The sequence below is a fragment of the Myxococcus sp. AM009 genome, assembly GCF_013372605.1.
Classification (GTDB): Bacteria; Myxococcota; Myxococcia; order Myxococcales; family Myxococcaceae; genus Myxococcus; species Myxococcus vastator.
On the sequence record NZ_JABXEP010000008.1, the window covers coordinates 41,145 to 60,715 of the forward strand.

Here is a 19,571-nt window from a genome sequence, read left to right on the forward strand (position 1 = left end):
GCGGCGTCCATGCGCCCAGGAACGACGCTACGGGACGACGAACTCCGCCGCCGACCGCCGCCGTCCGGCGACCACGGACACCACCGCGCGCCCGGAGCCCACCGCCGTCACGCGGCCTTCGGGTGACACCGACACCACGGAGGCGTCCGACGTGAAGAACTCCAGCGGCACCGTGTCCAGCACGACGCCGCTGCGATTGAAGGCGCGCGCCTGAAGCTGCACGGACTGCCCCCTGCGCTGGAAGGCGTGGTGCGTGAGGTTGAGGCCCAGCCGCGCGAAGTCCGCCGGCACCACCTGCACCGCGATGTGCCGGCTGAGGTGCCCCAAGGTCGCGCTCAACACCGTCTTGCCCGGGCGCACGGCCACCAACTGCCCTTCCTCCACTCGCGCCACCGTCTCATCCGAGACGCGGAAGCTGGGCGTGGCGTCCTGCAACGAGGAGCCCTGCTCGTTCCTCGCCACCACGCGCAGCTTGATGACGCGCCCCACCTCCAGGAAGTCCGAGCCCGGGGCCCGCACGTCCAGCGAGTTGAGGATGGTCAGCTCCAGCGGCAACGCCGCGCGGACCTTGCCCCCCGTCGCGCCGATGGTCGTCCTCCCGGACTTGCGCACCGTCAGCAAGCCCTCCTGGACCTGCGCCACGTCCGGCGCGGAGCTGGTCCACCGCAGCTTCGGGTCGGACATGGGCTGGCCTTCCGCGTCGAAGACCTCGTACGCCAGCTTCACGGTCTGCCCAGGCGTGCGGAGGTACTTCGTCTCCAGCGGCTCCAGCTTCATGGTGGTGGGCGTGGGCCCGCAGGCGCTCAGCAGCCCGATGACGGCGACAAGATGGAGGCAAAAAGAAATACGCGGCGTCTTCACGGCGTCACGACGGCGGAGATGGGTGGGAAGCCCCCATTGTAGCCCCACCCCGTCGTCGGCGTATGAAAAGGGGCCCTCGACCTTCAGGGCCGCACGCCTGCTCCCAGCCGCCTCACGCCCCGGCCTGCCATTGCAGCGCGGGGAGGCGTCCACGAGGCCGAGGCCCTGGCGCCAGCGACAGGGGCGGCACGTAGAGGCCCAGCAGTTCGCGCCGCCACCAGATGCCCGTGCGCCGCCGCTCGGCCACGTCCGTCATCCGGTAGTCGTACAGCACCGCGCGCACCATCCGAGGCGGCCGGTCCGGGAAGGGGTTGCCCGCCAGCAGGCCCAGGACCTCCGGCGAGCCCTCCAGCAGCCGGGCCAGGAACGCGACGAACCAGCCAGGGGGCGAGCCGAGCGCGGCGAACCACATCTGCCAGTCCAGCCTCGGCTGGTGGGGCGCCACCTGCCGGGGAGGCCGGGCCGGGTCCCCCGCCTTGTAGCGGAAGGAATATTCCTTCCACTGCTCGCCGTCGTCGGAGCCCTCCACGAGGATTTCCGGCCGCTGCACCGTCATCATGCTGAACAGGCCGTAGGGGTTCACCGAGCGCAGGGGCCGCGCCTGGGACTCCAGCCACGTCATCACCGCGCCGACACGCTCGGGCCGGTGCCGCTGCCACCCCTCGAACCGGCGCAGCACCTCCGACGCCCCCAGCACCAGCAGCGGCGACACCCCCAGCGCGGACACGCCGGTGCGCCACCAGGGCCGCGGCTGAGCGGCGGGCCCGTCCTTCAACGGCAGCACCCGCCGCAGCGCCGCGTCGTCCAGGAGCCACACGCCCAGCACCCCGGCCTGGACATTGAAGAAGCCGTAGTTCCCCGTGGCGGCGATGGCGGCCTGCAAGCCGCTCAGGCTCCAGAAGGCGAACTGCCGCAAGCGCCGGGGCCCGAAGGCCAGGAAGGGCACCACCGTCTCCAGCCAGAGCACCGCCCCGGTCGAGGCCCGCTGGAGCCGGCGAGGCAGATGATGCGCGTACCACCCCACCCGCGTGGGCAACGGCGCCGTCTCGTAATAGTGCTCGCACGCGGTCAGCTCGCGCCAGGTCCGGTCTCCCGACTTGAGCTTGCTCAGCCCCGAGCCGAAGTAGAGCCGGAACACGAGCAGCCGGAAGAGGAACACCTCCAGCGCGGAGGGCTCGTCACGGCCCAGGCCCGGCCGCGAGCCCCCGGGCGCGGTGAGCGCCGCCAGCAGCCCCATCTCCAGCAGCAGCACGTCCCACTGGAAGGAGAGGAACTCACGCCCCACGGCCACATAGGAGAGGTACAGCGCCCACAGCGACGACGCGCTGAGCCGGGGCGCCACGTTGAAGAGCAACGCCAGGGACAGCGCCTGCCCCGCCCAGCACCCACGCACCAGCGCGGCGTCCGACGCGTCCCACCAGAACAGCGACGGGATGCGCCGCCACCGCGCGAGCGCCGAGTCCTCCTCGCGGCGCTCCGCGGCCAGACGCTCCGCCACGGGCCGGAGGCCTCGCGCCCCATACAGGCCCCGCACCTGCCGCCCCAGCGACGTGAAGGCGATGAGGAACGTCCCTCCCAGCAGCCGCAGGAAGACCCAGCGCACCCACCGGTACTCGTGTGGCACCACCGCGCGCCCGAAGAGCCAGCGGTCCACGCCCGCCGCCTGGCGGCGATGCCGGGCCACCACCGCGTAGACGCCCTGGGCCAGTTGCAACACCCCCGGCAGCAAGCCCAGCCTCGCGGCCACCCGGGTCCCCCGGCGAGGTGACGCGGCGAGCGCGCGGAAGAGGGCCTCCGCGCCCTGGGACACCCGGCCGGAGGGCTCCACCAACTGCAGGGCCCTGCGCATGTCCGCCTTCGGGATGCCCAGCAGCCAGCGGCGCCACCCGCTGCCTGGCCGGTAGCGGACGCGGTCCCCGGTGCGCCACCGCCAGCGCGCGGCCCAGCGCCGGCAGAACGCGCAGTCGCCGTCGAAGAGCACCAGGGGCCGGGCCAGCACACCGCGAGAGATTCGCGCCATCATCATGCGGGAACGATGTGCCGTCCCGCGGACGACGTCCCCGGGTCCTCGGGCGCCCGCCGTGGAAGCAGCGGAGCATCCAGGCCGTGGCCTCCCTCCCCACCCCGGTGTCACCGCCCGCGGGTGCCTAGCTTTGTCCGCATGAGCGAGCCCAAGGGGAAGGCGAAGCGGACAAGCGAGCTGGTGCCCGGCGTCCACCACTGGACCCTCTCCGATGACCGCATCGGCGGCGCGCGCAGTGACGCGTATGCCGTGGTGGACATCGACGGGGCCGTCGTCCTCATCGACCCGCTGCCCATCGACGAGGCGGCGCTGCGCGAGCTGGGGAACATCTCCGCCATTGTCCTGACGGCGGGAAACCACCAGCGCTCCGCGTGGCGGCTGCGCAGGGCCTTCAAGGTGCCCGTCTGGGCGCCCGAGGGCGCACAGACGCTGGAGGAGCAGCCCGACTTCTTCTACGTCGCGGGAGACACGCTGCCCGCGGGGCTCATCTCGTTCCACACGCCCGGGCCCACCGAGGCGATGTACACGCTGTGGATGCAGCAACACCCGCGCGCCGTCGCGTTCCTCTCCGACCTGCTCACGCATGAGGAGGGGGAGACGCCGGAGTTCGTCCCCAGCGAGTATCAGGACGAACCGCTGCGCACCCGGCACAGCGTCCAGCGCATCCTGGACCACCTCCCCGTGGAGACGCTGTGCTTCTCCCACGGGGCGCCCATCCTCCGCGACGGCTCCCGCGCGTTGCGGCTCGCGCTGGAAGAGGACATGGAGTCGCCCGCCGCGCCAGCGCCCTGAGCGGGCCCCACCCGCGTCAGTCGAGCGGGCCTTCGCGCACCAGCACCTGTCCCGCCTCCAGCCCCGGAGGCACCAGGTGCAACACCTCGCCGGCCTCCGCGCGGTCGAGCAGCGCGCTCAGCGCCGGGAGGTCGCTTGCGGGCACACGCAGCGACGGCGTCAGCGAGAGGCGCCGCGCCATCGCGTCGCCCAGCCGCGCCCCGTCCGTCAGCTCCGACTCGTAGACGAAGGAGCGCGCTCCGTACTCATGCCCGCCGGGCACGCGCCCCACGAGGCGCAGCGGGCCCAGCCTGGAATGGACTCGGACGCTGGGGTTGTCCCACTGGGCCACGCCTCGCAGCCGCCGCGCGCGCAGCATCCGCAACGTGAGCAGCTTCACCCACGGCGACGCTCCCGTTCCAGGAAGCACGCTCAGCAGCGACACGCCGATGAACAGCCCCGGCGTCACCGAAGGCGCCGCGTAGTAGGCCGCGCCAATGGCCGGGTCCTCGTCGGCCAGGCCCAGCCGCTCGCGCACGGGGGCCGCCAGCATCCGGGCCGGACAGCGCAGCAGCCCGATGGCGCCCGGTAGCAGATACAAGTCCGACAGCACCCAACGCGGCACGCCGATGCCACTGAAGGCGAGCTGGTTCAGCGTCAGGTACTGCTGCGCCAGGTCCGCGTTCCGCTCGGCGGGCAGGAACGTCACCGGCACGCCCAGGGGCGACAGGTCCAACGCGCCCGCGTGCTCACCCGAGCCCAGCGCCACCAGCGACGCGCCAGGGTGCGCCGCGAGGAAGGCCTCCGCCTGCCGTGGCAGCGTGTCCGCGTCACCCATCGGCATCGATGTCCCCGGCGATGGCCGACAGCCGGAACGCGTCTGGGATGTGCAGCGTCGCCGCGTCCACCTCCGCGCGCGACACGAGGCAGCGCGACGAGCCGCCGCCCTTCTCACACAGCTCGCGCATGGTGTGCGACACCACGCGCAGCCCCAGCGCCTCCAAGCGCTCACGCACCGGGCCCGGCACCACCGACGGCGCCAGCACGTCGCGCCCCACCGGCAGCCCGTTGGTCGCGTAGCGGCGTATCTCCGCCTCCGTCACGAGGAGCAGCCGGTGCTCGCCGAAGCGCTCGCGCAGCAGCGCATGGGACTGGGGCGTCATCACGTCTGGACACACCATCAGCCGGTCCACCGCGGGCAGCGGCAGCACCGCCATGTTGCCGTGGAAGGCGGGCTCGCGGACCTGGATGCGCAGCACCTCTCCGGGGAAGTAGCGCGCCGCGGCCTCCAGGCCGTCCAGCGTCGTGCGGCCACCCCAGAACAGCAGCGTGACACCGTCGAAGGTGGCCACGTCGCCGTGGGCCTCCCAGACGCCCACGCCCGGGTCCACCACCTCCATGCCCAACGACTGGGCCAGGGGCGCCCAGTGCTCGCGCTCCGTCTGCCGGTGCGCGCTCATCATCCGCGGCAGCACGAACAGCGGCGCGGCGCCCTGCCGCGCCACCACCTGTCCACATTCGGCGGCGTACGGCATGCCCGTCAGGAGCTCGGAGGGAGACGGCAACGCGACCACCGTGCCGCCGCGCGCTTCGATGTCCCGGGCCAGCGCCAGCCATTCCCGCCGGGCCTGAAGCGCGTCCACGGGCGGCGCCTCGCGGCTGCGGAAGTTGCTCCGGCCGCGCAGGGCCCACGTGCGTCCCGGCGGCGACATGAGGAAGAGGTCCATGGTGGTACTGCTTCTACTCCTCCCGGCCTCCCCGCTGCCATCCGGTCCCCCGCCTCCCTTGGCGCCCGGCGTCCCCGGGAGGGCACCCCGCGAGGGGCCGCCGCCGGAAACTGCACGCTGGCGCACCCTCCGCGCATCTTCTTCGTAGTCACCCGGGCGAAGCCGGGACAGGCTCTCCCCACGTGGACGAGACGAGCCTGCCTGAACCCGATGCCCTGCGTTCCCTGCTGAAGACGGCCCTGGAGCTGCCCGCGCTCCGGCCGCATGCCGCGCGCCTGGAGCGGCTCGTGGACGACTATGCGCGCGGCGTGGCGCGCAAGGACGCCCCCCTGAGCGTGGCGCTGGTGGGTGCCACCGGCGCGGGCAAGTCCACCCTCCTCAACGCGCTGGCGGGGCAGGCCCTGTCGCGTGAGGGCGTCAACCGGCCCACCAGCACGGCCGCCACCGTGTTCGCGCCAGAAGGCACCCCCACGGACGCGCTGGCGGGCTCCGGCGCGCGCGTCATGACGTATGCCCCCGGCCCCCAGGGCCTGTGGGGCGGACAAATCTTCATCGACACGCCGGACCTCAACAGCGTGGCCACCACGCACCGCGAAGTGGCCCGCGCGGCGCTGGAGCGCGCGGATGTGGCGCTCGTCGTCATGCACCGCGGCAGCGTGGCGGAGGCCTCGCAGGTGGAGTTCCTCACGGAGTTCGCCCGCCGCCGCGCGCTCGTCTTCATCCTCAACTTCGCGGACGAGCTGTCCCCGGAGTCGCGCGACACGCTCAAGGCCCAGGTGCGCCGCGTGGCCTCCGAGCAGTACGGCCTGGCCCAGGAGGACGTGCCCGTCTTCGCCATCAGCGCCCTGTCAGCGAAGGACGGCCGGGACGTGTCCGGCGAGTTCGGCGCCCTGCTCTTCCACCTGCGCGGACTGGCCACGCAGGCGGTGGCCGCGCGCGTGCGCAAGACGAACGCGATGGGCGCGCTGGAAGAGGTGCACACGCGCGTGGAGGCCGCGTTGAAGGAGACGGACGAGACGCTGTCACGCACGCGCGCCGCGCTGGACTCGGGGCTGGAGAAGGCGGCGGAGGGCCTGCGCGCGGACTTCGACGCGCGGCTGCGGCTGGCGCACGGCCACCTGGCGGCGGAGGTGCGGCGTCAGGCGGGAGGCCGCTTCTGGGGGCCCGCGGCCTGGGGCCTGCGGCTGTCCCTCTGGGGCGCCAGCGGCTTGGGCGCCGCGGCGCTGGTGGGGCGGAGCAGCCTGCCCGCGGGGCTGGCGGTGGCCGCGGCCTCCACCGTGGTGGACGTGGTGCGCGGACACACACGCGCCAGGGCCGCGGAGTCCGCGGTGGTGGAGCCCTTCGAGGACGACTTCAGCGCCCAGTCCGCGGCGCGCACCGCGCTGGCGGAGGCGCGCAGCGTGGCACGCGCGAGCGGGCTGGAGCCGGCGCTGCTGGGCGTCCCCGACGTGGACACGCTGTTGGAGGAGGTGCGGGTGGCCCGGGCGGGCGCCTGGCGCTACACCGCCACCACCGGCGTGGCGGAGGCGGTGGCCGGCTGGTGGCGCACCGCGCGCTGGCTGGTGCTGCCGCTCATCAACCTGCCGCTGCTGGCCCTGCTGGGCCATGTGGGCTACCGCGTGGTGCGGGCCTACGTGGAAGGCCCCCTGCTGCCGTTGGACTACTTCGTCAACGCGGGGGCCCTCTTCATGCTGCTCGCCGGAGCGGGCGCGCTGCTGGCCTCAGCGAGTCTCGCTGGGGCCGCTCGCCGTGCGGGGACCACCGGCCGGGCGCGCTTCGTCGAGGCCCTGGCCGCCCTGGGCGGGAGGCTGGGAGAGGCCGTCGAGGATGCGCTGCGCCCCGGGCGGGAGGCCGCGAAGGGCCTGCTGGCGCTCCGGTGACATGGACACCACCGGCTGGCCCGGGGAGTGCGCGCCGCCGTTGCTCGCCATGAGCGACTGCGTGCCGTTGTCCTTGCAGATGGGCGCGGCCACGCGGGTGTCGCGCACCGGGTCCCCGTAGCCAGCGATGCGCGCCGGAACGGACGGGTTGTTCCAACCCTTGCCGCTCTCACGCGCCACCTTGAAGTGCAGGTGCGCGCCGCAGGCCCAGCCCGTGGAGCCGGAGAAGCCGATGAGCTGGCCTTCCTTCACCACGTCACCCGGCTTCACCACCACCGCGCTGAAGTGGAGGTACTGCGTCTCCAGTCCGTCGCCGTGGGAGATGACGACGTAGTTGGCGTAGGGCGCGAACTTCTCGTCACAGCCACCCTTGGTGCTGTCACCGCGAGACAGGCGCACCGTGCCGTCGCGCGCGGCGACGATGGGCGTGCCATCCGGCATGCGGAAATCCCATGCATGCGTGTCGTTGTGCTGGTGGCTTCCCGTGTCATGTCCCTGGCTCACCGTGTGGATGCGACCACAGGCGAATGGAACGCCTACTTCAGGCATTTCACCCACATCCGTGGGGGCAGAGGAAGGAACCGCGGGGGCCGAAGCCAGGAGAGAACCAAGGAGGAGGGCTGAGAGGTTCATATCGGGGCGCGGCGGAAACGGGGGCAAGGGGCGCGGGTATTTCCCTGCGGATTTTCGCCGCGCCTGTCTGCTGGACGACGCGGAGGGCCTCGGCACGCCCACCCTCCTGAAGAGCGTCATACCCGAGTCCCGAGCGAACGCCGCGCGCATGACAGCCAGGCCCCTGCCCGCCCGGCCGCTGGGGAAGCGGGCCTGACGCGCGTCGCGAGCGGCCACTTCCCTTTCGACGGGCCCATGTACGGGGACAGGCGGTGGCACACGCCACTGTGAGGGGCGCTCACCCCCCAGTCACAGAAAGTGACTGGTCACTCATTAAGTTCGGCATTATCCTGCGAGTCGAATGGCCGCGAAGAACCTTCCATCGGACGCGCCGGCCCGGCCTGTCCGCCGCACGCAGCAGGAGCGCCGTGAGACGACGCGGCGCAAGCTGCTGGACGCCACCATCGAGACGCTGGTGGAGCAGGGCTACGCCCGCCTGACGACGGTGGAGGTGTCCAAGCGGGCGGGCCTGTCACAGGGCGCGCTCTTCACCCACTTCGATACGAAGGAGGAGCTGCTCGCCGCGGCGGTGGAGCACCTCTTCCCTCGGCTCATCCAGGACTACCTGGCGGGCGTGGGCGCCCGGCCGTCAGGCAGGGACCGCATCGCGGCGGCGGTGGACATGTTGTGGGCCGCCTTCCAGCGCCCGGAGCTACAGGCCGCCATCGAGCTGTACGTCGCGGCGCGCACGGACGCGGAGCTGCGCGTGGCGCTGGCGGCGGTGGACGGGCCGCACCGGGAGAACCTGCACCGCGTGGCGCGCGAGCTGTTCCCCGAGGCCTCCGCGCACCCGGACTTCGACTCCATCGTGGAGCTGGCGCTGGACGCGGTGCAGGGCGCCGCGGTGGGAGGCAGCGCCCGGCCGGACGACCCGGCGCACCGGCGCATGCTGGATGCGCTCACCCACTTCATGCGCAACGCCTTCCTCCCCTCATTGGCGCGGCCTCGCCGCCGCGCCCGCTCCTGAGCTCGCCGACACCGAGGGTCCCACCATGGACGCACCACACATCCCCGACCTCATCGCCCTGGCCATCCCGGTGTTCGCCCTCACGGTGATTGCCGAGGCCTTCTGGGTGAAGAAGCTGCGGGACGAAGGCCGTCCCATGGTGGGCCACACCTGGAAGGACACCGCCGCCAGCCTCTCCATGGGGCTGGGCAACGTGGCCATCAACGTCCTGTGGAAGGGCGTGGCCTTCGCCGGCTACCTGGCGCTCTACCACCTGACGCCGCTGCGCATGGGCTTCGGCGCGCTGGCGTGGGTGCTCCTCTTCTTCGCGGACGACCTCTGCTACTACGCCTTCCACCGCGTCCATCATGAGAGCCGCTTCTTCTGGGCCTCCCACGTGGTGCACCACTCCAGCCAGCACTACAACCTCTCCACGGCGCTGCGGCAGACGTGGACGCCGCCCACCAGCTTCGTCTTCTGGGCACCGCTGGCGCTGCTCGGGTTCCACCCGGTGATGATTGTCGCGCAGCAGTCCATCAGCCTGCTCTACCAGTACTGGATTCACACCGAGGCCATTGGCCGGCTGCCGCGCCCGCTGGAGTGGGTGCTCAACACGCCGTCGCACCACCGCGTGCACCATGCGTCCAACCCGCGCTACCTGGACAAGAACTACGCGGGCATCCTCATCATCTGGGACCGGCTCTTCGGGACGTTCGAGCCGGAGGGCGAGAAGCCCGTGTACGGCCTGACGAAGAACCTGGAGACGTTCAATCCCGTGCGCATCGCCTTCCACGAGTTCGCGGCGATTACCCGCGACGCGGCGAAGCCCGGCTCCCTGAAGCAGCGCCTGAGCTACGTCTTCCGCAACCCGGCCTGGAAGCCCGACGCCCCGGAGGCGCCCCAGCCGTCCGGAGTCCATCCCCCGCCCGAAGCGGCCCGCCCCTCCGTGTGAGGTGTTGAGCACCCGGCCGTCATTGGCCCCATGGACGCGCATCGACACCGCCGTCCGGCTTCCCACCCGCGCACGGAGGCGCTAAGCCACCGGGCACTTTTCGCGACGCGAGAACTGCCAGGAGGAGCCATGACCGAGCGAGAACTGTGGGAGCGGTACCAGCGTTATCTGTGCGTCGTCCCGGCCTTGGACTTCACGCTCGACGTTTCGCGGATGCGCTTCCCGGCGGACTACCTGGAGCGGATGCGCCCCCGCGTGGAGGAGGCCTTCGACGCGATGGCGGCCCTGGAGAAGGGCGCCGTCTCCAACCCGGATGAGCAGCGCAAGGTGGGCCACTACTGGCTGCGCGCGCCGGAGCTGGCGCCCGAGCCCGCGCTCCAGAAGGAAATCACCGACACGGTGGCCGCCATCCACGCCTTCGCGAAGGACGTGCATGAGGGCCGGGTGAAGCCGCAGAAGGCGCAGCGCTTCACGCAGATGCTGATTGTCGGCATTGGCGGCTCGGCGCTGGGGCCGCAGCTGGTGGCGGACGCGCTGGGCACGGCGAAGGACCCGATGCAGGTGTCCTTCTTCGACAACACGGACCCGGACGGCTTCGACCGCGTGCTGGCGCAGCTGGGCGAGCGGATGGCGGAGACGCTCACCCTGGTCATCAGCAAGTCGGGTGGCACCAAGGAGACGCGCAACGGCATGCTGGAGGCCGAGCGCGGCTACTCGGCGCGGGGCCTGGACTTCAGCAAGCACGCGGTGGCCGTCACCGGCGCCGGCAGCGAGTTGGACCGCCACGCGGAGAAGCAGGGCTGGCTGCGCACCTTCCCCATGTGGGACTGGGTTGGCGGGCGCACGTCGGTGACGTCCGCGGTGGGCCTGCTGCCCGCGCGGCTGCAGGGGCTGGACATCGACGCGCTGCTGAAGGGCGCTCGAGACATGGACGCGGCGACGCGGGAGCGGGACGCGCTGAAGAACCCGGCCGCGCTGCTGGCGCTCATGTGGCACTACGCCGGTGACGGCCGGGGCCACAAGGACATGGTCATCCTGCCGTACAAGGACCGGCTGCTGCTGATGTCGCGCTACCTGCAGCAGCTCGTCATGGAGTCGCTGGGCAAGGAGACGGACCTGGATGGCCAGGTGGTGAACCAGGGCATCGCCGTCTACGGCAACAAGGGCTCCACGGACCAGCACGCCTACGTGCAGCAACTTCGCGAGGGGGTGCTCAACTTCTTCGCCACCTTCATCGAGGTGCTCAAGGACCGCGACGGCGGCTCGCAGGAAGTGGAGCCCGGCGTCACCAGCGGCGACTACCTGCTGGGCTTCCTGCTGGGCACGCGGCGCGCGCTCTACGAGAAGGACCGCGAGTCGCTCACCCTCACCGTTCCGGACGTGAGCGCTCGCACGCTGGGCGCGCTGATTGCGCTGTATGAGCGCGCCGTGGGCTTCTACGCCACGCTGGTGCACATCAACGCGTACCACCAGCCGGGCGTGGAAGCGGGCAAGAAGGCCGCGGGCGTGGTGCTGGCGCTCCAGCGGAAGCTGACGACGCGCCTGCGCGAGGCCCGCGCGGAGGCCCGCACCGCCGAGCAGCTCGCGGCGGACATCGGCATGCCGGACGAGGTGGAGACGGTGTTCAAGGTGCTCCAGCACCTGGCCGCCAACCCGGACCGCGGCGTCACGCGCACCCCGGGGGCCACGCCGGCACAGGCGCGCTTCCAGGCGAAGTAGCGCGCGGCGCCGTCAGTCCCTCCGCACAGGACTCAACGCCCCGGCACCATGACGTCCCCATGAGCGGGCGGGCGAAGTAGAACGCCCGCCCATGGATTTGGAGCTCAGAGGAAAGACGGCCCTCATCACCGGCAGCAGCCGAGGCATTGGCCGGGCCATCGCGTCGGCGCTGGCCCGCGAGGGCGTGCGGGTGTGCCTCAGCGCACGCGGCGCGGAGGCGCTGGAGGCCACGGCGGCGCAGCTTCGCGCCGAGGGCGCGGACGTGGCCACCGTGGTAGCGGACGTGGCCGCCCAGTCCGGCGCCGTGGAAGCGGTGGACGCGGCGGTGCGCGCCTTCGGCCGGCTGGACATCCTGGTCAACAACGTGGGCGGCAGCGGCGGCGCGGGCGCCTTTCATTCGGCCACCGCCGAGCAGTGGACCTCCGTCCTGGACCGGAACCTCCTGTCCGCCGTGTGGTGCAGCCAGCGCGCCGTGGAGGCCATGCGCCAGCAGGGCGGCGGCTGCATCGTCCACATCAACTCCATCTTCGGCCGCGAGTACGCCACCAGCGCGCCCTACACCACCGCCAAGGCCGGCATCACCGCGCTCACCAAGGAGATGGCGGTGGACCTGGCGCAGTACCGCATCCGCGTCAACGGCGTGGCCCCAGGCTCCATCCTCTTCCCCGGGGGAAGCTGGGACAAACGCCAGAAGGCGGACCCGGAGAAGGTGGCGAAGCTGGTGCGTGACGAGCTGCCCTGGGGCCGCTTCGGGGCCCCCGAGGAGGTGGCCGACGTGGTGGCCTTCCTCTGCTCGGAGCGCGCACGCTGGGTCACAGGCGCCACGCTGCCCGTGGATGGAGGCCAGGGCCGTGCCTTCTGAGCGAAAAGCCCCCCGTGCTCCGTGCTATGCAGGGGCCCTCCGAATGAGACTCGAAGCGTGCTGAAGCTCTACAAGAAGGAAGGCAACCGGCTCCGCTACTGGGAGGCCTGGGTGCATGACGGCGCACTCACCGTGCACCAAGGCCTCGTGGGCGAGACGGGCGAGGACCACCAGCTCCCCCTCCCCCCGGATGACGACCCGGACCTGGTCATCGCCGAGGCCGCGGGGCCCCTGGTGGACCAGGGCTATGACGAGCCGGATGCCACGACGATGATGACCCTCATCGTCCAGTACACCGTCGAGGGCAAGGGCACCGGCCACGACGTGGAGAAGCGCGTCGCCGTGGAGGAGCTGCTCACGGACGCGCTCGGCTGGACGGGCAATGGCGAGGTCGAAGGCGGCGAGCTCCAGGAACAGCAGCTCCGAGTCTACTGCCGGGTGATGGACGCCGACGCGGGCGTGCGCACGGCCCTGGAGGCCCTGGACGCCGAGGACCTGCTCGAAGGCGCCACCCTGCTCATCGCCAGGGACGACGAAGAGCCGCGGGCCGTCTGGCCCACGCAAGCCTGACGCACACCTCGCGGGCACCTCCGCGCCGAAGGCGGGCTTCTACGGCTGGTGTAGAAGATTCCGCCTTCCGCGCGTGGGCACGGGCCGGAAGACGCGGAACAGCAGCACCAGCGAGGGCACCACGACGGCCGTGCCCACGCCCAGCGCCACCAACAGCAAGCGCTGCGCGCCGGGGCTCGCCGCAGCGCCGTGCAGCGTGACGTCCGGCACCACCAGGAACGGGTGCTGCGAGGCGGCCCACCCCAGCACGATGAGCCCCGCCTGCACGGCCGCCGCGACACGGGCCCACTGGAAGCGACGCGTCCACAACAGCGCGAAGGACGCCACCGCCGCCACCGCCGTGCCCGCATGCAGCGCCAGGGCGAAGGGCGCGCGCAAGAGCCCCTCCCAGACGCGCGGCGCCCCCTCGCGCGCCAGCAGCAGCACCGCCAGCGCCGCGACGAAGACGGCCACGCCCGCGCCCAGCGCCCGGCGACGGAAGTCCTCGCGCAGCGCGGACTCGGGCGCTTCGTGCGTGAGGTACACCGCCGCCAGGAAGGCGAAGAGGCACAGCGCCAGCACACCCACCGACCACGAGAAGGGCGTGAGCCACGACGCGAAGAAGCCGCTCACCACCACCCGCCCCTCCACGCGGATGGTGCCGCCCACCACGGCCCCCACGCACAGGCCCAGCAGCACCGGCGCGATGACGCTGGCGCCACTGAAGACGAGCCCCCACTGCCGCTGCACCATGTCTCCGCGCGTGTCGTACGTCCGGAACGTGAAGGCCGCGCCCCGGAAGACGATGCCCAGGAGCAGCAACGTCAGCGGCACGTGCAGCGCCACGCTCAGCACCGCGAAGGCGCGTGGGAAGCCGGCGAACAGCAGCACCATGCCCACGATGAGCCAGATGTGATTCACCTCCCACACCGGGCCAATGGCGCGGGCGATGAGCGCGCGCTGCTCCGCCTTGCGCGGCCCCGAGGCCAACAGGTCCCACACACCTCCGCCGAAGTCCGCCCCACCGAAGAGCGCGTAGAGGACGAAGGTCCCGGCCACCGCGAAACCCAGCAACGCGTCAGTGGACATGGGCCTCACCTCCCAGCGGACCGCTGTCCCGCGAGGGCAGCGTGCCCGCCACCTGCCGCACCAGCAGGAGCACCACCGTCACCCCCAGGAACAGGTACACGGCGGTGAAGGTCCAGAAGGGCGCGGCCAGGTGTGGCACCGGCGTCACCGCGTCCGCCGTGCGCATGACGCCGCGAAGAATCCACGGCTGTCGGCCCCACTCCGTGACGAGCCATCCCGCCTCCATGGCCACCACGCCCAGCGGCCCCGACAACAGCCACGCCCACATCAGCCTCCACCCGTGAGGCCACGCCTTCTTCCGCCACCGCCAGCCCAGCGTCACCAGCGCCAGCAGCGCCATGGCGCTCCCGGTGCCCACCATGACCTGGAAGGCCACGTGGACCTTCGCCACCGGCGGCCACTCGTCGCGCGGGAAGGCGTTGAGGCCCTTCACCTCCGCGTCCGGGTCCGCGAAGGCGAGAATCGACAGGCCCTTGGGGATGTCCACCGCGTAGGGCACCTCGCCCGTCTCCATGTTGGGGAGCCCACCCAGCCGCAGCGGCGCGCCGCGCTCCGTTTCGAACTGCCCCTCCATGGCGGCCAGCTTCACCGGCTGCGCCTTCGCCACGTGCTTCGCGGACAGGTCCCCCACCACGGGCTGGAGCAGCGCGGTGACACACGCCAGCGGCAGCGCCACCGACAGGGCCTTGCGGTGGAAGGCCGCGCCCGGGTAGCGCAGCAGCACGAAGGCGTGGATGCCCGCCATGGCGAAGGCGCTCGCCTGGTAGCAGGAGAGCAGCACGTGCGCCGTCTGGTACTGCCAGCCCGGGCTGAACATGGCCACCAGCGGCTGCACGTCCATGGGCCCCGACGCCGACGGCGTGAAGCCCGACGGGTGGTTCATGAACGTGTTCACCAGCGTGACGAAGAAGGCGCTGGCCGCGCCGCTCACCGCCACCATGACGCCGGAGAACAGGTGCATCCCTGGCGACACCCGCTCCCGCCCGTACAGATAGATGCCCAGGAAGATGGCCTCGGTGAAGAAGGCGACGCCCTCCAGGCTGAAGGGCAGCCCAATCACCTCGCCGTACTGCCCCATGAACTCCGGCCACAGCAGGCCCAGCTCGAAGGACAGCACCGTGCCACTCACCGCGCCCACCGCGAAGAGGATGGCCGTCCCCTTCGCCAGCTTCTGACTCAGCTTCTGGTAGTCCGCGTCCCCGGTGCGCCGGCCCTTCCAGTCACTGAGCACCATGAGGACGGGGAGCGCGACCCCCGCCGCCGCGAAGATGATGTGGAACGCGAGCGACATGCCCATTTGAGCCCGCGCATAGAGCAGGTCCGTCATGGGCATCAGAATGGTTTATGTCTGATTTTGTCGCAATTATGAGTTCTTATCAGCCCCCTGAGCAGAAGCGGGGACGCGGCGCGCGGGAACCAACGTCACCACGGCGTTTCGTGCGACAGCGGTGGCGAGCGCACTGGCGAAGATGAGAACGAGCTTTCGCCCCAGCTCCGCGCCCAGCGGACGCTGCTCCGCGCTGGAGGCCACACGGTCCGGATGCTCCCAGGCGCGCGACAGGGCCTTGCGGCGCTTGCGGCGCAGAATCTCGTCGCGGTGCCTCGCGCGGTAGATGGCGTACCCCACCCCCAGGCCCACCACCGTCAGCAGCGCGGCGCCCGCGGTCATCAACTCCGTGCGGTGTTGCCGCGCGTGGTAGCGCACGTCGAGCGCGCGCTCGCGTCGCCGGTCCAACTCCGCCAGCGTGAGCATCAGCTCGTCGCGGATGCGGTCCGCGGTCTCCTCCACCTGCTTGCGGCCCCCCATGCCCCGGGTGATGTGGTGGTCCTCGTGCCGCTCGATTGCCGAGGGCCCGCCTGCGTCGCGGCCGTTGCCATTCATTGCAGCGTCTCCCGCGTGAGCTGGTAGTCCGTCTTCAAGCGCTCCTGGGTGTGCGGCAGCGGCTTCTTGGGCACGCGCTTGCTACCCAGGAAGAGCAGGCCACCGGCGACCGCTAGCAGCACCACGCCCACCACCAGCACGCCCAGCGCCTGGGCCATGGGCAAGGCCAGCCCCAGCGCGACGAAGAGGACGGCCAGCGCGGTGAGCGCCAGCACCGCGCCCGCCCCCAGGAGGATGCCCGCGGTGCGCGCGGCCTTCAGCTCCTCACGCAGCTCCTTCTTGGCGTGCATCACCTCGGCGCGCACCAGCAGGCGCGTCTCCGCCAAGGCGTGCCGGATGAGCTCCGCCGTGGAGAGCGTCTCCAGTTGACTTCGCTCCAGGCGTTCCGATTCGAGATCCACGACGTGCGCCTCCCATGCCTGCCTGGCATCCTTGCGGCCCGCTCCTTCGCACAAGGTGGGCAGGACGCTCCCTCCAGTGAAGCCCCGGGGGAATGCACGCCGACGGCTGCCCGCCTGCCCAGCCCTCGCGCTCAGCGGCGGCGGCGGTGCGACAGGGCGGTGGCCAGCGTCTCGCGGACCTGATGGGCGCGGAAGAGGCGGTCCGCCGTATCCACCAGGTTTTCGGAGTACAGCACCTGCTTGCGCAGCCGGGCGGGGATGGCGCGCGTCCCCAGGTGGGCGCCCAGCAGCGCGCCCGTCAGCGCGGCGGCCACGTCCGCCTCGCCGCCGCAGCGCAGCGTGAGGGCCACCGCCTCCCGGAAGTCGTGTGGCACCTTGAGGATGGCGTACAGCGACGTCAGCAGCACCGGCACCACGTGCGGCGGCAGCCCGTCCACGCCCTTCAGCTCGCTGGGGGGCACGCCCACCTTGCGCAGCTGCGTCAGCGCGCGCGCGGTGTCCCAGGTGAGCAGGCGCGGCAGGTGGCGCACCTCTTCGGCCAGCCCCTTGTCGTGCACGGCCGCCGCCAGCGCCAGCTCCTCGCAGAAGGCCGCGGGCGTCAGCGGCTCCTCTTCCATGCCCAGCGCCGCGGCCTGCGCGAACGCGGCCGCCGCCGCCGCGCACACCGGGTCCTTGTGCGTGATGATGGTGAGCACCCCGGCGTCATGCGGCAGGCGCGCGCGGTGGCCGCTCTCCAGCAGGCCCACCACCAGCGCGCGGCTGAGCACCGAATGGCAGCGCGTGCCCAAAGACGCGCCCGCGCTCATCCACGGCACGCCGCTGGCCAGCCGCTGCAGCGCGTCCGACAGGCTCTTGGGCGGCTGGAGGATGATGCCCTCCTGCCACAGCCACGCCAGGTGCGCCGCCGCGCTGCGGCCCTCCACCTTGCCCTCGCGGATGACGCTCTCCGCCGCCGCGAGCAGCAGCTGCGTGTCGTCACTGAACTGGCCCTTGGCGAACTTGCCGCGCGGACGAGGCGCGAAGTCCTCGGCGAGGCCGGGGAGCCGCGCGAGGCTCGCCGGTGGGATGCCGCGCAGCGGAAAGCCGAGCGCATCACCGATGGCGAGGCCCACGAACGCCGCATGGAACCTGTCCTGGCGCTCGGCGGGAGTCAGCGGCATGGGGTCGTGGAGATTAACCGAGGCTCAGGCCAGGACGGCCAGCGAGAAAGGAGAGAAACCCATGAAACATGCGCGAGCCGGAGCGGGAAGAATCATGCCGGGGCTTGACGAGCGCGCTACAGCCGTCCTCGAAACTCCGCCGCTCGGATTCTTCACCGTCCACGCTCCATCCCTGGCGCCTGGTGGATCGCAGCGCGGGGTGGGGTGACTACCGCAACCAACACACGCGCGGCAAGCCTCGGCGGGTGCACGCATGCGCGCACCTGTACACGTGTCCAACTCTCGAAGCTTCGCGCACGGTGGGAATGGCGCACGAGGGACGCGCAAGTGGCACGAGCACGCGGGTATCAGCACACGCGCGCCGTCACATCACGCGTCGTCACGTCCCAGGTTGACGACGGCCTGCAAGCGCGCCATCACCGCCTGCGCGCCCTGATGCAGGTGCGTGCCGTCCCAGAGCGAGGGCGTGGTGTGTCCGCCGTGCTCGCGCCAGTCCGCCTCCGCCTCGTCGAAGGCCACGTTGCGAAAGCGCACGCGGTCCTCCAGCGCGTAATCCACGATGTAGCGCCGGGCCTGCGCGGAAGGCGCATCCGCGATGCGATGAAACAGCTCCAGCGTGCCGGACATCATGGCGCGGCGGCGGGGAGGAAGTAGTCTTGCAGGTTCGGGCGCGAGCGGCGGAGCAGGTCCGCCAGCGTGTACCGGTCCAGCACCGCGAGGAACGCCTCGCGCGCTTCGTCCAGCACGCCCTTGAGCCCACAAGCGGGGGCGATGGGGCAGGCGTTGCGCTCCCGGTCGAAGCACTCCACCAGGTGGAAGTCCGGCTCCGCGGCGCGCAGCACGCTCCCCACCTGGATGTCCTCTGGCGCGCGCGCCAGCACCACGCCGCCGGAGCGGCCCGCTCGCGCGTCCACCACCCCCTGCCCCGCCAGCGTCTGCACCACGCGCACCAGGTGGTGCTTGGAGATGCCGTACGCATCCGCCATCTCCTGCGTGGAGACGGGCCGCCCGGTGCGCGTGGCCAGGTAGAGCAGCACCCGCAGCGAGTAGTCGGCATGGAGGGTGAGGTGCACGTCAGCGGGCTCCGGCGTCGGAAGTACGCTGGCCCTGGGGAGCGCTCGGCAGGAAGGCATCCGTGTGGAGGTCTTTCAGCGAGAGCCCGGCCAGGAACAGCTTCTTGCGAAGGGATAGCACCAATGGCCCGTCTCCGCAGAGCCATGCGCGCCAGCCCAGCGGCTTGGGGCAGTCGGCGCGGATGAGCGCATCGAGCGCACCCTCGGCGATGTCCCGGGTGCCGCCCTCCAGCACGCCCGGACGGTAGCGGAACCCAGGATGCTGCTCGGCCAGCGCCCGCAGCTCGGAGGTGAGGTAGAGCCCCTCGGGCGTCCGAGCGCCGTGGAAGAGAAAGATGGGCCCCGAGTGGCCCGCCGCCAGCGCGTCGCGGACGATGCCGTACAGCGGCGCCAGCCCCGTGCCCGTGCCCGCCAGCAGCAAGGGCTGCTCGGGCCGGCCGGGCACATAGAAGCAGCTCCCCGCCGGGCCCTGCACCTGGAGCCTGTCTCCCGGCCGTGCGTCACGCGCCAGCCAGCCGCTCATCGCCCCGCCGGGCTGGAGCCGCACATGGAGCTCCAGGGTGTCTTCATGCGGCAGGCTGGCCAGCGAATAGCTGCGTGTCAGCCCGTCCTCGCGCATCAGGGAGAGGTATTGCCCCGCGTGGTACGCCAGCGGGCTGTCCGTCACCAGCCGCACGCGAAGGACGCTGGTGGACAGCCACGACAGCGCCTGGATGCGCGCGGGGAGGCGCAGCGCCTCCGCGCCTGTGACTTCCAGCAGCGTGCCCTCCGGAGGCCGGCAGGCACAGGCGAGGAAGTAGCCCTGTGCCCGGAGCGTGTCCTTCAGCCCCACCTGCGCGGCCTCTGGAACCGTCCCCGCCACGGCCCGCATCAGGCAGGACTGGCAGGCCCCCGCGCGGCACGCATTCGGAATGGACACGCCCTGGCGCAGCAGCGCGTCCAGCACACTCTCTCCTGACTCCAGCGGATACCAGTCGGACTCGTGCTTTACCTTGGCCATGGCG

General features: G+C 71.7%; 19 protein-coding genes and 1 pseudogene. 7 read left to right on the forward strand and 13 right to left on the reverse strand.

All coding sequences use genetic code 11. The features are described 5' to 3' along the window. Positions 1-27: 27 nt before the first annotated feature. Both HV824_RS03725 and HV824_RS03730 read right to left on the reverse strand, forming a co-directional pair. The gene (locus tag HV824_RS03725) at positions 28-861 is read right to left on the reverse strand and encodes an Ig-like domain-containing protein (protein WP_176415860.1); all 834 of its coding nucleotides are present in this window, start codon (positions 859-861) and stop codon (positions 28-30) included. A 112-nt stretch (positions 862-973) separates the two neighbouring features. Beyond that, positions 974-2,884: a lipase maturation factor family protein gene (locus HV824_RS03730; RefSeq protein ID WP_217917071.1), complete on the reverse strand. Its 1,911-nt coding sequence runs from the start codon at positions 2,882-2,884 to the stop codon at positions 974-976. 138 nt (positions 2,885-3,022) lie between these two features. Here HV824_RS03730 and HV824_RS03735 point away from each other — a divergent pair, with 138 nt between their 5' ends. Further along, positions 3,023-3,676 carry an MBL fold metallo-hydrolase gene (locus tag HV824_RS03735; RefSeq protein WP_176415862.1) on the forward strand — a complete coding sequence of 218 codons (654 nt, stop codon included), beginning with the start codon at positions 3,023-3,025 and terminating at the stop codon, positions 3,674-3,676. 16 nt (positions 3,677-3,692) lie between these two features. Here HV824_RS03735 and HV824_RS03740 read toward each other — a convergent pair whose 3' ends face one another. Together HV824_RS03740 and HV824_RS03745 are read right to left on the reverse strand one after the other, a co-directional pair. Continuing rightward, entirely contained in the window at positions 3,693-4,499 is an 807-nt protein-coding gene (locus HV824_RS03740; protein WP_176415863.1) for a hypothetical protein, read from the reverse strand. Continuing rightward, complete coding sequence (locus tag HV824_RS03745) at positions 4,486-5,382, reverse strand: dimethylarginine dimethylaminohydrolase family protein (RefSeq protein ID WP_176415864.1); 897 nt, start codon at positions 5,380-5,382, stop codon at positions 4,486-4,488. Before HV824_RS03745 ends, HV824_RS03740 begins: the two co-directional genes overlap by 14 nt. Before the next feature lie 182 nt (positions 5,383-5,564). On the opposite strand from HV824_RS03745, the gene HV824_RS03750 reads away from it, so the two are divergent. After that, positions 5,565-7,262 (forward strand): GTPase, encoded by a 1,698-nt coding sequence (locus HV824_RS03750; RefSeq protein WP_176415865.1) that lies wholly within the window; start codon positions 5,565-5,567, stop codon positions 7,260-7,262. Positions 7,263-7,442: 180 nt separating this feature from the next. On the opposite strand, the pseudogene HV824_RS38035 reads toward HV824_RS03750, so the two are convergent. Then, positions 7,443-8,045: pseudogene (locus HV824_RS38035) on the reverse strand (M23 family metallopeptidase); the annotation flags it as partial. A gap of 190 nt (positions 8,046-8,235) precedes the next feature. On the opposite strand from HV824_RS38035, the gene HV824_RS03760 reads away from it, so the two are divergent. From HV824_RS03760 to HV824_RS03780, 5 genes are all read left to right on the forward strand, one after another. Continuing rightward, the gene (locus HV824_RS03760) at positions 8,236-8,901 is read left to right on the forward strand and encodes a TetR/AcrR family transcriptional regulator (protein WP_176415866.1); all 666 of its coding nucleotides are present in this window, start codon (positions 8,236-8,238) and stop codon (positions 8,899-8,901) included. A gap of 25 nt (positions 8,902-8,926) precedes the next feature. Beyond that, positions 8,927-9,832, forward strand: coding sequence for a sterol desaturase family protein (locus HV824_RS03765; protein WP_176422674.1), 906 nt, complete (start codon positions 8,927-8,929; stop codon positions 9,830-9,832). Between the two features lie 129 nt (positions 9,833-9,961). Beyond that, entirely contained in the window at positions 9,962-11,551 is a 1,590-nt protein-coding gene (locus HV824_RS03770) for a glucose-6-phosphate isomerase (protein ID WP_176422675.1), read from the forward strand. A gap of 91 nt (positions 11,552-11,642) precedes the next feature. Beyond that, the gene (locus HV824_RS03775; protein ID WP_176422676.1) at positions 11,643-12,413 is read left to right on the forward strand and encodes an SDR family NAD(P)-dependent oxidoreductase; all 771 of its coding nucleotides are present in this window, start codon (positions 11,643-11,645) and stop codon (positions 12,411-12,413) included. A 57-nt stretch (positions 12,414-12,470) separates the two neighbouring features. Beyond that, entirely contained in the window at positions 12,471-12,983 is a 513-nt protein-coding gene (locus tag HV824_RS03780; RefSeq protein ID WP_176415870.1) for a hypothetical protein, read from the forward strand. A gap of 39 nt (positions 12,984-13,022) precedes the next feature. Here the strand turns inward: HV824_RS03780 and HV824_RS03785 are convergent, their stop codons facing one another. From HV824_RS03785 to HV824_RS03820, 8 genes are all read right to left on the reverse strand, one after another. Continuing rightward, the gene (locus tag HV824_RS03785; protein WP_176415871.1) at positions 13,023-14,051 is read right to left on the reverse strand and encodes a cytochrome d ubiquinol oxidase subunit II; all 1,029 of its coding nucleotides are present in this window, start codon (positions 14,049-14,051) and stop codon (positions 13,023-13,025) included. Then, positions 14,041-15,384 carry a cytochrome ubiquinol oxidase subunit I gene (locus tag HV824_RS03790; protein ID WP_176422677.1) on the reverse strand — a complete coding sequence of 448 codons (1,344 nt, stop codon included), beginning with the start codon at positions 15,382-15,384 and terminating at the stop codon, positions 14,041-14,043. The genes HV824_RS03785 and HV824_RS03790 overlap by 11 nt, the downstream gene beginning before the upstream one ends. Before the next feature lie 30 nt (positions 15,385-15,414). Next, the gene (locus tag HV824_RS03795; protein ID WP_176415873.1) at positions 15,415-15,933 is read right to left on the reverse strand and encodes a hypothetical protein; all 519 of its coding nucleotides are present in this window, start codon (positions 15,931-15,933) and stop codon (positions 15,415-15,417) included. After that, entirely contained in the window at positions 15,930-16,334 is a 405-nt protein-coding gene (locus HV824_RS03800; RefSeq protein WP_176415874.1) for a phage holin family protein, read from the reverse strand. The genes HV824_RS03795 and HV824_RS03800 overlap by 4 nt, the downstream gene beginning before the upstream one ends. Positions 16,335-16,465: 131 nt before the next feature. After that, positions 16,466-17,494: an ADP-ribosylglycohydrolase family protein gene (locus HV824_RS03805; RefSeq protein ID WP_163779172.1), complete on the reverse strand. Its 1,029-nt coding sequence runs from the start codon at positions 17,492-17,494 to the stop codon at positions 16,466-16,468. Positions 17,495-17,863: 369 nt separating this feature from the next. After that, positions 17,864-18,124: a hypothetical protein gene (locus HV824_RS03810; protein ID WP_176415875.1), complete on the reverse strand. Its 261-nt coding sequence runs from the start codon at positions 18,122-18,124 to the stop codon at positions 17,864-17,866. After that, positions 18,121-18,567, reverse strand: coding sequence for an Rrf2 family transcriptional regulator (locus HV824_RS03815; RefSeq protein ID WP_176415876.1), 447 nt, complete (start codon positions 18,565-18,567; stop codon positions 18,121-18,123). Before HV824_RS03815 ends, HV824_RS03810 begins: the two co-directional genes overlap by 4 nt. 1 nt (position 18,568) lies before the next feature. Further along, positions 18,569-19,567, reverse strand: a complete 999-nt coding sequence (locus tag HV824_RS03820) for a 2Fe-2S iron-sulfur cluster-binding protein (RefSeq protein WP_176422678.1) — start codon at positions 19,565-19,567, stop codon at positions 18,569-18,571. Positions 19,568-19,571 lie beyond the last annotated feature (4 nt).

Coding starts and splice junctions, on each gene's coding strand:
- HV824_RS03730 (WP_217917071.1), bottom strand. CDS start 2,884: ATGATGGCGCGAATCTCTCGCGGTGTGCTGGCCCGGCCCCTGGTGCTC.
- HV824_RS03735 (WP_176415862.1), top strand. CDS start 3,023: ATGAGCGAGCCCAAGGGGAAGGCGAAGCGGACAAGCGAGCTGGTGCCC.
- HV824_RS03740 (WP_176415863.1), bottom strand. CDS start 4,499: ATGCCGATGGGTGACGCGGACACGCTGCCACGGCAGGCGGAGGCCTTC.
- HV824_RS03745 (WP_176415864.1), bottom strand. CDS start 5,382: ATGGACCTCTTCCTCATGTCGCCGCCGGGACGCACGTGGGCCCTGCGC.
- HV824_RS03760 (WP_176415866.1), top strand. CDS start 8,236: ATGGCCGCGAAGAACCTTCCATCGGACGCGCCGGCCCGGCCTGTCCGC.
- HV824_RS03765 (WP_176422674.1), top strand. CDS start 8,927: ATGGACGCACCACACATCCCCGACCTCATCGCCCTGGCCATCCCGGTG.
- HV824_RS03770 (WP_176422675.1), top strand. CDS start 9,962: ATGACCGAGCGAGAACTGTGGGAGCGGTACCAGCGTTATCTGTGCGTC.
- HV824_RS03775 (WP_176422676.1), top strand. CDS start 11,643: ATGGATTTGGAGCTCAGAGGAAAGACGGCCCTCATCACCGGCAGCAGC.
- HV824_RS03785 (WP_176415871.1), bottom strand. CDS start 14,051: ATGTCCACTGACGCGTTGCTGGGTTTCGCGGTGGCCGGGACCTTCGTC.
- HV824_RS03790 (WP_176422677.1), bottom strand. CDS start 15,384: ATGCCCATGACGGACCTGCTCTATGCGCGGGCTCAAATGGGCATGTCG.
- HV824_RS03795 (WP_176415873.1), bottom strand. CDS start 15,933: ATGAATGGCAACGGCCGCGACGCAGGCGGGCCCTCGGCAATCGAGCGG.
- HV824_RS03805 (WP_163779172.1), bottom strand. CDS start 17,494: ATGCCGCTGACTCCCGCCGAGCGCCAGGACAGGTTCCATGCGGCGTTC.
- HV824_RS03810 (WP_176415875.1), bottom strand. CDS start 18,124: ATGATGTCCGGCACGCTGGAGCTGTTTCATCGCATCGCGGATGCGCCT.
- HV824_RS03820 (WP_176422678.1), bottom strand. CDS start 19,567: ATGGCCAAGGTAAAGCACGAGTCCGACTGGTATCCGCTGGAGTCAGGA.